Source organism: Duganella sp. Leaf126 (genome assembly GCF_001423125.1).
GTDB lineage: Bacteria > Pseudomonadota > Gammaproteobacteria > Burkholderiales > Burkholderiaceae_D > Rugamonas.
On sequence record NZ_LMNW01000031.1, the window covers coordinates 18895 to 33066 of the forward strand.

11 protein-coding genes and 1 other RNA gene are annotated in these 14172 nt (G+C 65.3%); 2 read left to right on the forward strand and 10 right to left on the reverse strand.

Annotated features, from left to right (window positions below; translation table 11 throughout):
- Nucleotides 1-163: 163 nt before the first annotated feature.
- The 4 genes from ASF61_RS13480 to dnaX are packed head-to-tail and all read right to left on the reverse strand — an operon-like array spanning nt 164 to nt 5059.
- Entirely contained in the window at nt 164-1414 is a 1251-nt protein-coding gene (locus ASF61_RS13480) for a CaiB/BaiF CoA-transferase family protein (RefSeq protein WP_056156661.1), read from the reverse strand.
- A complete protein-coding gene (gene recR / locus ASF61_RS13485) occupies nt 1411-2001 on the reverse strand; it encodes a recombination mediator RecR (RefSeq protein ID WP_056156663.1) in 591 nt (196 codons plus the stop codon). Before recR ends, ASF61_RS13480 begins: the two co-directional genes overlap by 4 nt.
- 12 nt (nt 2002-2013) lie before the next feature.
- The gene (locus ASF61_RS13490) at nt 2014-2349 is read right to left on the reverse strand and encodes a YbaB/EbfC family nucleoid-associated protein (RefSeq protein WP_056156666.1); all 336 of its coding nucleotides are present in this window, start codon (nt 2347-2349) and stop codon (nt 2014-2016) included.
- Nucleotides 2350-2383: 34 nt separating this feature from the next.
- Nucleotides 2384-5059: a DNA polymerase III subunit gamma/tau gene (gene dnaX, locus ASF61_RS13495; protein WP_056156667.1), complete on the reverse strand. Its 2676-nt coding sequence runs from the start codon at nt 5057-5059 to the stop codon at nt 2384-2386.
- A gap of 143 nt (nt 5060-5202) precedes the next feature.
- Here dnaX and ASF61_RS13500 point away from each other — a divergent pair, with 143 nt between their 5' ends.
- Nucleotides 5203-5868 carry a hypothetical protein gene (locus ASF61_RS13500; RefSeq protein WP_056156670.1) on the forward strand — a complete coding sequence of 222 codons (666 nt, stop codon included), beginning with the start codon at nt 5203-5205 and terminating at the stop codon, nt 5866-5868.
- A gap of 61 nt (nt 5869-5929) precedes the next feature.
- Here the strand turns inward: ASF61_RS13500 and ffs are convergent.
- Nucleotides 5930-6028: signal recognition particle sRNA small type (gene ffs, locus ASF61_RS22855), an RNA gene on the reverse strand.
- A 15-nt stretch (nt 6029-6043) separates the two neighbouring features.
- Nucleotides 6044-7528, reverse strand: coding sequence for a 4-hydroxy-3-polyprenylbenzoate decarboxylase (gene ubiD, locus ASF61_RS13505; RefSeq protein WP_082491646.1), 1485 nt, complete (start codon nt 7526-7528; stop codon nt 6044-6046).
- Between the two features lie 508 nt (nt 7529-8036).
- Here ubiD and ASF61_RS13510 point away from each other — a divergent pair.
- Nucleotides 8037-8918 carry a lytic transglycosylase domain-containing protein gene (locus ASF61_RS13510; protein WP_082491648.1) on the forward strand — a complete coding sequence of 294 codons (882 nt, stop codon included), beginning with the start codon at nt 8037-8039 and terminating at the stop codon, nt 8916-8918.
- Nucleotides 8919-8983: 65 nt separating this feature from the next.
- Here the strand turns inward: ASF61_RS13510 and ASF61_RS13515 are convergent, their stop codons facing one another.
- The 4 genes from ASF61_RS13515 to ASF61_RS13530 all read right to left on the reverse strand — a co-directional run bounded on the left by ASF61_RS13515 (nt 8984) and on the right by ASF61_RS13530 (nt 14147).
- Nucleotides 8984-10063 (reverse strand): ABC transporter ATP-binding protein, encoded by a 1080-nt coding sequence (locus tag ASF61_RS13515; RefSeq protein WP_056156674.1) that lies wholly within the window; start codon nt 10061-10063, stop codon nt 8984-8986.
- A 58-nt stretch (nt 10064-10121) separates the two neighbouring features.
- The gene (locus tag ASF61_RS13520) at nt 10122-11903 is read right to left on the reverse strand and encodes an iron ABC transporter permease (RefSeq protein WP_056156676.1); all 1782 of its coding nucleotides are present in this window, start codon (nt 11901-11903) and stop codon (nt 10122-10124) included.
- A gap of 87 nt (nt 11904-11990) precedes the next feature.
- Nucleotides 11991-13082, reverse strand: coding sequence for an ABC transporter substrate-binding protein (locus tag ASF61_RS13525; RefSeq protein ID WP_056156677.1), 1092 nt, complete (start codon nt 13080-13082; stop codon nt 11991-11993).
- A 51-nt stretch (nt 13083-13133) separates the two neighbouring features.
- Nucleotides 13134-14147: a tripartite tricarboxylate transporter substrate binding protein gene (locus ASF61_RS13530; protein WP_056156679.1), complete on the reverse strand. Its 1014-nt coding sequence runs from the start codon at nt 14145-14147 to the stop codon at nt 13134-13136.
- Nucleotides 14148-14172: the final 25 nt, after the last annotated feature.

Genomic DNA, 14172 nt, shown 5'->3' on the forward strand with positions numbered 1-14172 from the left:
TTGCATCGAGGGTCGTGGCAATGTCTTTTGCACGGCGGGTCTTGACGATGCCCTGTGCATGAAAGCCCGCGGCGATGCCGTATGCAAAATGGGCCATGGCCTCTGTTGCGCCGCGCTGCCCGCTGGCTGCCGCGCTTCTGCGGTTTCCTGCCAGCCCGGACGTCTACACCACGCCGTCCTGACGCAGGGTGGCGATCTCGGTGTCGCTGTAGCCTAGCGCACGCAGCACTTCATCGTTGTGCTGGCCCAGCGTGGGGCCGATCCATTGCGTGCGGCCCGGTGTGGCCGACAGCTTGGGCGAGATGGCGGGCAGCTTGATCGGCGTGCCGTCGGCAAACCGGTGCTGCTCGAACATTTCGCGCGCGAGAAATTGCGGGTCGCGCATCATGTCGCGCACCGAATAGATTTTACCGGCCGGCACGTCGGCCGCCTGCAGCACGGCCAGTGCGCTGTCGATATCGTGGGTGTCGCACCAGGCCTGGATGGCGTCGTCGATCTCCTGCGTGCGCTGCACGCGGCCGTCGTTGCGCGCCAGTTGCGCGTCGCCAGCCAGGTCGATGCGGCCCATGGCCAGCATCAGGCGTTTGAAGATGGCGTCGCCATTGCCGGCGATGACGATGTTCTCGCCGTCGCGCGTGGTGTAGGTGTTCGAAGGCACGATGCCGGGCAAGGCGCCGCCCGTGCGTTCGCGCACCACGCCGGCGTGGTCGAACTCGGGCACCAGCGACTCCATCAGGTTGAACACGGACTCGTACAGCGCCACGTCCACCATCTGCCCCTGCCCCTGGTGCTTGCCGCCGGTGACATCGCGGTGGCGCAGCGCCATCATGGCGCCGATCACGCCGTGCAAGGCCGCCACCGAGTCGCCGATCGACACGCCCACCCGCACCGGCGGACGGTCCGGGTGACCGCTCACGTAGCGCAAGCCGCCCATCGATTCGCCGATGGCGCCGAAACCCGGCAGATCCTTCATCGGGCCGGTCTGGCCGAAGCCGGACAGCCGCACCATGATGGTGGCCGGATTGAGCACCTTCAGTTGCTCGTAGCCGAGCTCCCATTTTTCCAGCACGCCCGGGCGGTAGTTCTCGACGATGATGTCGGCCTCGAGCGCCAGCTGGCGCGCCACCGCCCGCCCGCGCGCATCTTTCATGTTCAGCGTCAGCGATTTTTTATTGCGCGCCTGGACCGACCACCACAGCGAGGTGCCGTCCTTGAGCACGCGCCACTTGCGGATCGGATCGCCGTCGCCGGGCGCCTCGATCTTGATCACCTCGGCGCCGAACTCGGCCAGCATGCGCCCACAAAAAGGGCCCGCGATCAGCGTGCCCAGTTCCAGTACCTTGATGCCTGCCAGCGGCAGCGTGCCGGCGGTTGCGGCTGGCGCCGGCGTAGCGCCCTTTCGTACGTCGCTCATGTGGTTCTCCGGTCCAGCATGGCGCGGGCGATGGTGCCGGCGTCCACGTATTCGAGCTCGCCGCCCATCGGCACCCCGCGCGCCAGCCGGCTGACCTGCAGACCGCGCGCCTTGAGCATTTCGCTGATGTAGTGGGCGGTAGCTTCGCCCTCGTTGGTGAAATTGGTGGCCAGCACCACTTCAGTGACCAGGCCATCGGCAGCCCGGGCGATCAGCTTTTCCAGGTGGATATCCTTGGGGCCGATGCCGTCGAGCGGCGAGAGCCGGCCCATCAGCACGAAGTACAGCCCCTTGTAGGTCAGCGTCTGCTCGATCATCAGCTGGTCGGCCGGCGTTTCCACCACGCACAGCAGTCGGCGGTCGCGCGTGTCGTCCATGCACACGTCGCAGATGTCGTCTTCGGTAAAGGTGTTACACAGCGCGCAGTGGTGCACGGCGTTGACGGCCTGGTGCAGTGCGCGCGCGAGCATGTCCGCGCCTTCGCGGTCGTGCTGCAGCAGATGGAACGCCATCCGCTGCGCCGACTTCGGACCGACGCCGGGCAGGCGGCGCAGCGCTTCGGTCAGGAATTCCAGCGACCTGGACATGCAGGAACCGGCTTAGAAAGGCATCTTGAAGCCGGCCGGCAGGCCGGGAATATTCATGCCGGCAGTCATGCCGCTCATTTTTTCGGCGGTGGTCGCCTCGGCCTTGCGCACGGCGTCGTTGAAAGCGGCAGCGACCAGGTCTTCCAGCATGTCCTTGTCGTCGGCCAGCAGCGACGGGTCGATCGACACGCGCTTGACGTCGTTCTTGCAGGTCATCACCACCTTGACCAGGCCGGCGCCGGACTGGCCTTCGACTTCGATCAGGGCCAGCGCGTCCTGCGCCTTTTTCATGTTGTCCTGCATGGCCTGGGCCTGCTTCATCAGGCCTGCGAGTTGGTTCTTCATCATGATGGGTCTCTCCGTGTTGAAATAATAAGGGTGGTCAGGCTGCAGCCGGGGTGGTCTGCGGCTGCGGCGGCACGATCGATCCGGGCACGACCCAGGCGTCGAACTCGGTCAGCATGCTGTTGACCAGCGGATCGTTGGCGACGATGTCTTCGGCCGCTTTCTGGCAGGCGGCGCGGAATGCCTGCGCTTCGGCGCTGGCCGTGTACCACACCGGGCCCAGCTCGGTATCGACACGCACCGGGCGCCCGAAGCGCTCGCACAGCGCCGCGGTCAGCTTTTCCACGTTGCCCGGCGTGCGCCAGGTTTCGATCGGCACGCGCAGCTTGAACACCACGGCGTTGCCATCGGCGCTGCACTCGATCAGTTCGGCCTGCATGGCCAGTTGCTGGGCCACGCCGCGCAGCGGCAAGGCAGCCGCCACACCGGGCCAGTTGCCGTCCCAGTCCAGCGCGGGCACGGGCGTGATCACGTAAGCGTATGGCGCTTTGACCGGTCCTGCCGCCGCGCGCGCCGGCAGGACGATTTGCTGCTCGTCGGCATACTGGGGCGGCAACGACGAGGCATAGGCCGAGGCCGGCGGTGCCATCGGCGACGACAGGTGCGCCAGCGGCACCGGCGCCGCGACGGCACTGTCGTCGGAGAACTCGGTCACCCAGGACGGCACATCGTCGTCCGGCGGCGGGGCTTGATACTGCGGCTGACCGTCATCGGCCGCCTGGCTGCGCGGCCGGGGCTGGAACGCAGGCTGGGGCTGGCTCTGCTGCTGCGCCGGCGGCGATGCTGGCTGTGCCTGGCGCACCGGCGCTTCGAGCACGGCGGCCGCAGCAGCCCCGCCGGCTGGCGGCAAGTCTTCCCACGGCGCCGGGCGCGCGGCCGCAACCGGGCTGCCGTGACCGGCTTGCGGTGACTGCGGACGCGCGGCTCCTGCCGGCGGCGCAGGCATGGCGGGCGCCGCCGCGGGTGCTGCCGCCGCCGGCGCAGCAGGCGATGGCGATGGGGCCGACCGGGCGCCACCGGGCCGCGACGCCGCGCGCGCCGCTTCCAGCGCCGCATTGATCGCAGCCCGCGCCGGGCTGATCGGACCGGCAGGCGACGTTGGCGCCGGCGCGGAAACCGCAGCCGGCCCCGAGCCGGGGCCGGAGGCCGACGCAGCAGTGTTCCCTGCCACGGAACCGGCAGCCGGGCCGGACGCCGATCCAGGAGCCTGCCCCGCCATGGCCCCGGCAGCCGGGCCCGGCCCCGGCCCGGGCGTGTGCCCCGTCATGACCCCGGCAGCCGGACCAGACGCCGATCCAGGAGCTTGCCCCGCCACGGCAGCCGATGCCGGCCCGGCGGTGTGCTCGGACATGACCCCGGGTGACGCCCCCGGCACTGGCGCCGTTGTCGAAGGGCGCACCGGCACCGATGGCGAGGCCGATGCGCGCGCCATGGCGGCAGCGCCGGCGATCACGGCCTGCGGCGTCACGCTGGCGTGGCTGGCCTGCACGTTGGCTGCTGCCCGCGCCGGCCCGCCGCCAGCGGCAGCCGCAGCGCGCGCGGCAGCCACCGCCGCCGGACGCGACAGCGCGGGCGTTGCAGGCGTGGCAGCCGCTTGCCCGTCGGCGCCGCCTACGCCGGGCCGAAAGGCCAGCATGCGCAGCAAGGTCATCGAGAAGCCCGCATATTCGTCGGGCGCCAGGCCCAGCTCGTTACGGCCATGCACGGCGATCTGGTAATACAGCTGCACCTCTTCCGCCTCGAACTGGCCGGCCAGGCGCACGATGTCGGCATATTCCGGCAAGTCGTCGGGCAAGGCAGCCGGTACGGTCTGCGCCAGTGCGATGCGGTGCAACAGCGTGCCCAGGTCTTGCAGCGCGCCGTTGTACGACAGGCTGCGCGTGGCCATTTCGTCGGCCACGGCCAGCAGGTCGGCGCCATCCTGCTTCGCCAGCGCATCGAGCAGGCGGATCAGGTAGGACTGGTCGAGCGCACCGAGCATGCCCTGCACTGCGTCGAGCGTCACATCGCCGGCCGCGTAGGCGATGGCCTGGTCGGTCAGCGACAGCGCATCGCGCATCGAGCCATGGGCGCCGGCCGCCAGCAGGCGCAGCGCCGGCTGCTCGAACGCGATCTGTTCCTGGCCCAGGATGTTTTCCAGGTGGCCGATGATATGCCCGGGCGGCATCTGCTTGAGGTTGAACTGCAGGCAGCGCGACAGCACCGTGACCGGAATTTTCTGCGGGTCGGTGGTCGCCAGGATGAATTTCACGTGTTCGGGCGGCTCTTCCAGCGTCTTGAGCATGGCGTTGAACGCGTGGTTGGTCAGCATGTGCACCTCGTCGATCATATAGACCTTGAAGCGCGCATTGCTCGGGGCATACACGGCCTGCTCGAGCAACTGGGCCATCTCGTCCACGCCCCGATTGGACGCCGCATCCATTTCGATGTAATCGACGAAGCGGCCGGCGTCGATCGCGGTGCACGCCTCGCACACGCCGCACGGCGTGGCAGTGATGCCGCCGTTGCCGTCGGGTCCGACGCAATTGAGCGACTTGGCCAGGATGCGCGACAGCGTGGTCTTGCCGACGCCGCGGGTACCGGTGAACAGATACGCATGGTGCAGCCGGCCGCTGTGCAGCGCATGCGTGAGTGCGCGCACGACGTGCTCTTGGCCGACGAGCGTTTCGAAGTTCCGGGGACGGTATTTACGGGCAAGGACTTGATAGGACATACTGGATTTTACCGTAGATAGCGGTTGCGACGCGCGAAGCGGCAATTGTAGCAACTCGGGACCGGATTAGATATGGCAGCAGCCCGCCCTGCGGCAGCCGGCGGTTCTGCCTTACAATTGACCTTTCGCCCTCTCCCATCGACATGAAAACACTCGCCAAGCTGGCCCTGCTGCTGCCCCTCGCCTTTGCCCTGCCCCTGCACGCCGCCGAGCGCGACTGGGCAAACTACAAGTCCATGGTCGAAGGGCTGCGCATCGACCGCTTTTATGCCGTGCCGGCCGCCGAGCGCGACAAGATCAAGCTGTTTATCAGCGTCAAACCGGTCAATCCGGCCATCAAGCCGCAGGACGTCGTGCTCATCGTGGTCAACGGCGCCGAGCGCCAGACCCTGCCGCCGCTCACGCCCGAGTACCGGCTCGATTTCGGCGCACCCAACCCGCGCTGGATGCATGGCACCACGCGCATCGTCACCACGCTGCCCGATGGCGAAAAATCGGCGATCGGTTACGAGGGCCTGGCAGTGCTGCCGCCGGGCCTGCAATGGCAGTACGCCACCGTGATGGGCAGCGTGGCCCAGATGAATAACGCGATCAAGTCGATGGCCGGCGCCATGCGCTGGTTTGCGCCCAGCGTGGACGTGGTGGTGTTCAAGTTCGCCGGGCCGGCAACGCTGAAGGTGGGCGCCACCGAGTACAAGACCAACGCCAAACACATGATCATCCTGAAACCGGAAGCGACCAAGCTGAAGGAGAACCCGCTGATGACAGCGTCGGAGCGGCCGATCGAAGCGGAACTGCGCGACGAATAAAAGAGAGACGCCATAAAAAAAGCTGCCTGAGGGCAGCTTTTTTTACGTTCTAACTGAATGAGGAGGCGAGCCTGATCTGCGGCACTTATGGTGAACGGCCGTGGCTGCTTCGTTCCCGACCTGACCAGGTTAGCCATGCCACAATGCGCAGGGGCCCGCCAGCGCACATTATATCCTACAGCCCCAGTTCCTGCCAAATGCCGTCGACGCGCGCCTTCACTTCCGGCGTCATGGTGATGGTGGTACCCCATTCGCGGCTGGTTTCGCCGGGCCACTTGTTGGTGGCGTCGATCCCCATCTTGCTGCCCAGGCCGCTCACCGGCGAGGCGAAGTCGAGGTAGTCGATCGGCGTATTGTCCACCAGCGTGGTGTCGCGGGTGGGATCGACGCGGGTGGTGATGGCCCAGATCACTTCTTTCCAGTCGCGCACATTGACATCCTCGTCCACCACCACGATGAACTTGGTATACATGAACTGGCGCAGGAAGCTCCACACGCCGAACATCACGCGCTTGGCGTGGCCCGCGTACTGCTTCTTGATCTGCACCACCGCCATGCGGTAGCTGCAACCCTCGGGCGGCAGGTAAAAATCGGTGATTTCGCTGAACTGCTTTTGCAGCAGCGGAATGAACACCTCGTTGAGCGCCAGCCCCAGCACGGCCGGTTCGTCCGGCGGTTTGCCCGTGTAGGTCGAGTGATAGATCGGGTCGCGGCGCATGGTGATGCGGTCGATGGTGAACACCGGAAAACTGTCCTGCTCGTTGTAATAGCCGGTATGGTCGCCGTACGGTCCCTCGAGCGCGTGCTCGAAGCCGGACGGGTGGTTTTCGTCCGGATAGATATGCCCCTCGAGGACGATCTCGGCCGAAGCGGGCACGCGCAACTCGCTGCCGATCGCCTTGACCAGCTCGGTACGGCTGCCGCGCAGCAGGCCCGCGAACTGGTATTCGGACAGGCTGTCGGGCACCGGCGTGACTGCCCCTAATATAGTAGCGGGGTCGGCGCCGAGCGCCACGCACACCGGGTATGGTTTGCCCTTGTTCTGCAAGGCGTGCTCGCGGAAATCGAGGGCGCCGCCGCGGTGCGCCAGCCAGCGCATGATGACCTTGTTCGGTCCCAGCACCTGCTGGCGGTAGATGCCCAGGTTCTGGCGCTTCTTGTTCGGGCCCTTGGTAATCACCAGGCCCCAGGTAATCAGGGGAGCGATGTCGCCCGGCCAGCAGTGCTGTATCGGCAACCTGGCCAGGTCGACGTCGGCGCCCTCCCAGACGATCTCGTGGCACGGCGCGCCACGCAGTTCCTTGGGCGCCATGTCCCACACCGCCTTTACCAGCGAGCCCATGCCCACCAGGTCCTGGAACCCTTTCGGCGGTTCCGGCTCCTTGAGCCGGGCCAGCACATGGCCGATCTTGCGCAATTCGCTGACATCGTCGGCGCCCATGCCCAGCGCCACCCGGCGCGGCGTGCCGAACAGATTGGTCAGCACCGGCATCTGGTGGCCGACGGGATGTTTGAACAGCAAGGCGGGCCCGCCGGCCCGCAACACGCGGTCGGAGATCTCAGTCATCTCTAAGTGCGGGGAAACTGGCGTCAAAATGGTGCTAATTTCGCCCATTCGTTGCAGCTGAGAAAGGAAATCGCGCAGATCGGAATATTTCATCGGTTTTTTTAATATTTTCTTACAATAGAGTCCACTGTTTAAAAATACAGTTCAAGTGATTGATTTTATTGGTTTTCTAGCGCACACATGGTAAAAAGCTAGATTTAAAAGTTATAGCTTTCAATTGCGTTAGTATTGACTTGATATATTACGCCCCCTACAATCTGCCCTACTTGAAGAGAACACTGCCTCCGGGCGCGTGGCGATGCCCAAGTGGCTGCACGAAGTTGTTGCTCATTCATTCACGGAGTCGGGGCTCCACATGACATTTTAAGGAGTGTTTTCAAAAGGCGTCTGCCTTACCCCCGGAAGAGGTTGTATTGCGACTGGTCCACTCCCATTGCGAGGGACACAGCTCAAGCAAGCAATAACGGCGTCCATGCCCGCACCTACCGTGCGATGGACGATGATATTTCTGATGCACGGCACAGCACCCCAAGGGCTGCGTATTTCTTTATGTCATACGCTGGCAGGGACCCGCTTTCACTGCATTTCAGAGGGGAACTCTATGATTAACCGCTTCACCGGTGCTGCCGCAGTTGCCAGCACCATCCTGGCTCGCCAGCCAGCGGCGTGGTTATCCACCACCCGCATTTCGGCCAAGGGCGTGCTGACCACCGCCCAGCACACCCTGACCATCCTCGGTGTGACTGCCTTGGTCGTGATGGCAGTATTGTTTGTCCGGCCAGACCTGGCCAGAGCGCTCAGCGACAGCCTGAATCCGGCGCCGGTGGCCGAGCCGGTCACCCTGGTGGCGCCACCGCTGTCGGCGCTGATGGACGCGCCCGCGCCTGCCCCTGCGGCAGGTGCCGCCTCGCCGTTGTCGGTCGAGGAAAAAGCCTTGCTCGGCACCCAGAAGCAGCAGCGCTGGGTGACCGACTGGCTGTCCAAGCGCTACCGCGTGGCCGGCGATGCGACCAATATGCTCGTTTCCACCGCCTACCTGACCGCCCGTGAAATCAAGCTCGACCCGCTGCTGATCCTGGCCGTGATGGCCATCGAATCGGGCTTCAACCCGTTCGCGGAAAGCCCGATGGGCGCGCAAGGCCTGATGCAGGTGATGTCCAAGGTCCACCATGAGCGCTTCCAGGAAATGGGCGGCCTGCAGGCGGCCCTCAACCCGGTTGCCAACATCCGTGTCGGCTCGCTGATCCTCAAGGATTACGTCACCCGTGGCGGTTCGGTGGAAGCCGGCCTGAAAAGCTACGTCGGCGCAGCCGCCTTTGCCCACGACGACGGCTACGGCGCCAAGGTGCTGGCCGAATACCAGCGCCTCAAGCAGGTGTCGAGCGGCAAGAAAGTGCCGACCATCACACCGGTCATGGCACAAGCCAAACCGGCGCCGAAGGCCGATGCGCCGGCAAGCGATACGCAGATCGCCGGCCTCTAATATATAGAGGGGCGAAAAAAAGGCCGGGTTCCGCGAGGAACCCGGCCTTTTTCACATTGGCCGCGTCAGAATACCCACAGCTTATCGACCGGCATCTGCAGCCAGTAACGCCCCGGTTCGAGCCTGGTTTTGGAATAGGCACGCAGTCCGACCGCGCCGCTGTCGGGGGACTTGAACAGGCATTCGAAGCGGTCGCCCAGGTACATGCAGGTGAGCAGCGGCAGCTCGATGGCATTGTCCGCCGGGGTGGCGCTGATCTTCACTTCTTCCACGCGGATGATGGTGGTCGGCTCCGCTGCGCCGGTCCCCGCGGTCCCGCGTGCGGTCGCGCTCAGGCGGGCGCCGTTGACGTCGAGCTGCACCTGGCTGCCATGGCGCGCCACGACCTTGGCCGGCAGCCTGTTGTTACTGCCCATGAATTCGGCGGTAAACAGCGTCTCCGGCGTTTCGTACATGGCCTGCGGCGTGCCCTGCTGCTCGATCTTGCCATTGTTGAGCAGCAGGATGCGGTCCGAGATCGCCATCGCTTCGGCCTGGTCGTGGGTCACCATCAGTGCGGACAGGCCGAGGCGCACGATCAGTTCGCGCAAAAAGGCGCGCGCTTCTTCGCGCAGCTTGGCGTCGAGGTTGGACAAGGGTTCGTCGAGCAAAATCACGGGCGGGTTGTACACGAGCGCGCGGGCAATCGCCACGCGCTGCTGCTGACCGCCGGACAGCTGGTGCGGGTAGCGCTCGGCCAGGTGGCCCAGGCCCAGGTTCTTGAGCACATCGGCGACCTTGTCGCGGATCTCGGCCGCGCCCATCTTGCGCAGCTTGAGGCCGTAGGCCACGTTGTCGAACACGGTCTTGTGCGGCCACAGCGCGTACGACTGGAACACCAGCCCCAGGTTGCGGTGTTCGGCCGCCAGCTCGCGCTGCCTGGCGCCGTCGTACACGGTGCGCTCGCCGATGGCGATGGTGCCCTGCTTCGGGCTCTCCAGCCCCGCCACCGCGCGCAGCAGCGTGGTCTTGCCGCTGCCCGAGGGGCCGAGCAGCGCCACCACCTCGCCTTTTTGCAGGTGCATCGAGACACCCTTGAGGATGGGATTGGCGCTGGCGCCGGTGCCGTAGTCGAGGTGCAGATCGTTGACGGTCAGTTCATTCATGGTCAGGTCTCGTTTCATATTGTTGTAGACAGGCGTGTGTTGCACTTGGTGGTGTGACCTAGTTGTGTAACTTCACGCCGAAGCGCAGCGCCACACCGAGGCCGACGGCCACCAGCGAGATATTGATGAACGATAGCGCCGCCACCAGGTCGGTGGAACCGGACGCCCACAGCGACACCAGCATCGCGCCGATCACTTCGGTCCCCGGCGACAGCAGGTACACGCCGGTCGAATATTCGCGCTCGAAGATCAGGAACACCATCAGCCAGGCGCCCAGCAGGCCGTATTTGATCAGCGGCAGCGTGACATGGCGCGAAACCTGGCCGCGGCTCGCGCCCACCGCGCGCGCCGCTTCTTCCAGTTCCGGCCCCACCTGCAGCAGCGCGGTGGAGATCAGGCGCATGCCGTAGGCCAGCCAGACCACCGAATAGGCCAGCCACAGGGCGAAGATGGTCGAGCGCAGCGAGCGCAGCACGGGGATCGCGTTTTCGCTGAGCCACAGCGCCACGCCGTTGTCCACGCCCTGCAACATGCCGTCGAGCCAGTTCGGCACGAACAGGAACACCCACAGGAACGACAGGCCGGCCAGCAGGCCCGGTACGGCGCGCGGCACCAGCACGCTGTAGTCGAGGAAGCGGCTGATCATGTCCGGCTTGCGGTGCATGGCCAGCGCGATGGCGCTGTAGCAGATCACGGCCAGGGCGCCGCCGATCACGCCGATCAGGATGGTGTTGACGATGCCGCGCACCAGCGACGGCTGCTCGAAGATTTCACGGAAGTGCTGCAAGGTCAGCACGTCGGCCAGGTGCACGCCCTCGCCCCAGTACGCCACGAACGAGCGCAGCACGATGCCCGACAGCGGCATGATGATGGTAAACATCAGCCAGCCGAAGATCAGCGCGAACGCCAGCCATTTCCACTGCCCCAGCGGCATGGCTTTCGAGCGCGCGCCCTTGCCCTTGATCGAGACGAACTTGTTGGCCGACTTGAGCAGCCAGCGCTGCAGCATCACCAGCGGGAAGGTCACCATCACCAGGCACACGGCCACCGCCGCCATCAGGTGGTACGACGGCGTGCCGAGCTTGTTGGTCAGCTTGTACAGGTAGGTGGCCAGCACCATGTGGCCTTCCGGATCGCCGAGCACCAGCACCAGGCCGAACACCTCGAAGCCGAGGAACATCACCAGCACGCCGGCATAGGCCAGCGCCGGCGTGATCATCGGCAGCGAGACGCCGAACATCACCTGCAGCGGCGAGGCGCCGGCCACGCGGGCCGCTTCCTCGACGTCCGAACCGAGGCTCTTGAGCGCCGACGACGCGTACAGGTACACGTGCGGCACGTGGGTCAGGCCGGCGATGATGACGATGCTGGTAAACGAGTAGATATTCCACGGCACAAAGCCCAGCAGGTCCTTGGCCCAGATCGAGTAGAAGCCCACCGGGCCCATCGCCACCACATAGCCGAAGCCCATCACCATCGGCGAGACGAAGATCGGCACCAGCAGCACCGGCGCGATGAAGCTCTTGCCCGGCAGGTCGGTGCGGATCATCAGAAAGGCCAGCATGGCGCCGAGCGGCACGGCGATCGCCGTCAGGCCCAGCGCCAGGTACAGTGCGTTCCAGGCAGCGGACGAGAAATCGGGATCGTCGAAAATGAAGTGGTAAGCATCGAGGCCGAACTGCTTGGCCGGCATGAAGAACGGCGCGGTCAGAAAGCTCTGGTAGAAGATCAGGAACAGCGGCAGGAAGATGGCGGTGGCAGCGAGCACCACGACCAGGCCACGCAGCCAGTTGATGCGCTGGCCGCGCCGGCCGCTGCCGGGAAGAGCGAGAGTTTGCATGAGAAGATCCGTTGTAAGGGCGTGCGCAGGCCCCACCGTGCAGACTGCACGGTGGGTGGTGGTCGGGGGACTACCGGAACGGGCGGCTTACTTCTTGCCCGCCGTTTCCTTCCACTGCTTCAGGAACGCCATGCGCTTGGCCGGGGCCAGGTATTCGAGCACGCTCGGGGCCACCGGCACCGGCTTGACATTGTCCTTGCCCACCTGCTTGATCAGGGCGGCCGACGTGGCTTCGCCGGTGACGTCGTCGCGGATCGCGAACAGCTTCGATTCGTTGGCGATGATGTTCTGCGCACGCTGCGACAGCATGTAGTCGAGCCACAGCTTGGCGGCGTTCGGGTTCTTCGCGCCCTTGTTGATGAACAGGATGCGCGAGAGCACCAGCGTGTAATCCTTCGGCATCACCACGCCGATCGACGGATCGGTCTTGGCGCGCACCAGCGCATACGAGCCGATGATGTTATAGCCGATCAGGTTTTCACCGGACGAGATGCGTTCCATCATCGTGCCGGTGGACGACTGCACGCGCACCCTGGCCGCACCGAAGCCGGCCAGCAGGTCGGCAAACCTCGGATTGTTGCGCGCGTCCTGCGTCATCAGCATGAAGCCCACGCCCGATTTTTCGATGTCGTAGGTGGTGACCTTGTCCTTGAACTTCGGCTGCAGGATCAGCTTGGCGAAGTCGGCATGATTCTGCGGCACTTCCTTGGCGTCGAGCAGGCGCTTGTTGTAGACGATGGCGGCCGGCTCGAACGTGGTGCCATACGCCTGGTCTTCCCAGATCGACCAGGTTGGCAGCTTGGCGCTCTCCACCGACTTGTATTTCATCGCGTAGCCGTCCGACGCCAGCCGCATCTGCAGGTCCATCGCCGACGACCACACGGCATCGGCGGTATTGCCGCCGGCCGCCACTTCGGAGATGAAGCGGTTATAGACTTCGGTGGAATTCATGTCGTTGTATTCGACCGAGATGCCGGGGTACAGCACGCCGAAGTCCTTGATCAGCGGCTGGGTGGCCTTGCTGTCGGTGGCGCCGTATACCACCAGCTTCTTTTCCTTCTTGGCGCCGTCGATGATCTTCTGGTAATCGGCCGGATAGCCGGCCGGCACCTGCGCCAGCGCGCCGGTGGCGATCAGCATCAGGGTGGCGCAGGCAGCGATGGTGGTCTTGGGTTTCATGCGAGGTCTCCGTTATGATGGTGGTGATCGAAACTGTTTATTCTGTTTTTTCTAGCGCACCAGGCCGAATTCGGCGGCGCGTTTGCCGTATTCGTCCACGGCCTTGCTGACATACGCCTTGAGGGCGTCGCCGGTCAGCGCAAACGGGTACAGCCCCGCCTCGGCGCGCAGCTGGGCGAACTGCGGGGTGGCCAGCATGCGGTCGAACGCACCGACCCATCGGCGATACTCGGCCTCGGGCACCTGGGGGCCCATCCACACGCCGCGGATTACCGGCCACACCACGTCCACGCCCTGCTCGCGCGCAGTCGGCACCTTGGACAGCACCCCGGGCAGGCGCTGCGGCGCCAGCACTGCCAGCACCCGGGTATTGGCCTCGGCCGCATACAGCACCGCTTCGCTGGCGTCGCCGGACACTGCCTGCACATAATTGGCCTGCATGGCGGTGAATGCTTCGCCGCCGCCTTCGAGCGCCACGAAGCGCAGCACCTTGGGATCGATGCCGGCGCTCCTGGCCAACAGCGCCATCTTGAACCAGTCCTGGCTGCCGGCCGTGCCGGAAAAGCCGAACAGCACTTTTTCCGGATGACGCTTGAGCGCCGCCAGCAGGTCGCCCAGGTTCTTGTACGGCGAGCTGGCGGGCACCGCGACCATGCCGTAGTCGGTCCCCAGCGCCGCCACCCAGCGCACATCGCCCACCTTGGCCTTGCCCAACTTGCCTTCGGCCAGGTACAGCAGCGAGCCGCCGGAAAACGCCACCAGCGTATTGGGCTTGGCGCGCGGCTGCGCCACCAGCGAGTTCCAGGCCACCGCACCGATCCCGCCGGGCAGGTAGCGGATGCTCATCCCGGACGGCGCCGGCTGAACGCCGTGCCCTCCCGCATCGAGCTGCTGCAAGCCTTTGCGGGCCAGCTTGCAGGTCACATCCATGGCGCCGCCAGGCTTGGATGGCACGATGCATTCGAGACTGGCCGCCAGGGCGGAGCTGCTCACTGCACTGCCGGCGGCAAGTGCGGCGCACAGCGCCGGCACGGCAGCAACGACGATGGACCTGTTCTTCTTCATGGGACGTGCTCTCCGGGCTGGCGCC

What these genes read in the sequence shown, in the direction of transcription:
- ASF61_RS13480 (WP_056156661.1), bottom strand. Translation starts at nt 1,414, where the DNA reads ATGAGCGACGTACGAAAGGGCGCTACGCCGGCGCCAGCCGCAACCGCC.
- recR (WP_056156663.1), bottom strand. Translation starts at nt 2,001, where the DNA reads ATGTCCAGGTCGCTGGAATTCCTGACCGAAGCGCTGCGCCGCCTGCCC.
- ASF61_RS13490 (WP_056156666.1), bottom strand. Translation starts at nt 2,349, where the DNA reads ATGATGAAGAACCAACTCGCAGGCCTGATGAAGCAGGCCCAGGCCATG.
- dnaX (WP_056156667.1), bottom strand. Translation starts at nt 5,059, where the DNA reads ATGTCCTATCAAGTCCTTGCCCGTAAATACCGTCCCCGGAACTTCGAA.
- ASF61_RS13500 (WP_056156670.1), top strand. Translation starts at nt 5,203, where the DNA reads ATGAAAACACTCGCCAAGCTGGCCCTGCTGCTGCCCCTCGCCTTTGCC.
- ubiD (WP_082491646.1), bottom strand. Translation starts at nt 7,528, where the DNA reads ATGAAATATTCCGATCTGCGCGATTTCCTTTCTCAGCTGCAACGAATG.
- ASF61_RS13510 (WP_082491648.1), top strand. Translation starts at nt 8,037, where the DNA reads ATGATTAACCGCTTCACCGGTGCTGCCGCAGTTGCCAGCACCATCCTG.
- ASF61_RS13515 (WP_056156674.1), bottom strand. Translation starts at nt 10,063, where the DNA reads ATGAATGAACTGACCGTCAACGATCTGCACCTCGACTACGGCACCGGC.
- ASF61_RS13520 (WP_056156676.1), bottom strand. Translation starts at nt 11,903, where the DNA reads ATGCAAACTCTCGCTCTTCCCGGCAGCGGCCGGCGCGGCCAGCGCATC.
- ASF61_RS13525 (WP_056156677.1), bottom strand. Translation starts at nt 13,082, where the DNA reads ATGAAACCCAAGACCACCATCGCTGCCTGCGCCACCCTGATGCTGATC.
- ASF61_RS13530 (WP_056156679.1), bottom strand. Translation starts at nt 14,147, where the DNA reads ATGAAGAAGAACAGGTCCATCGTCGTTGCTGCCGTGCCGGCGCTGTGC.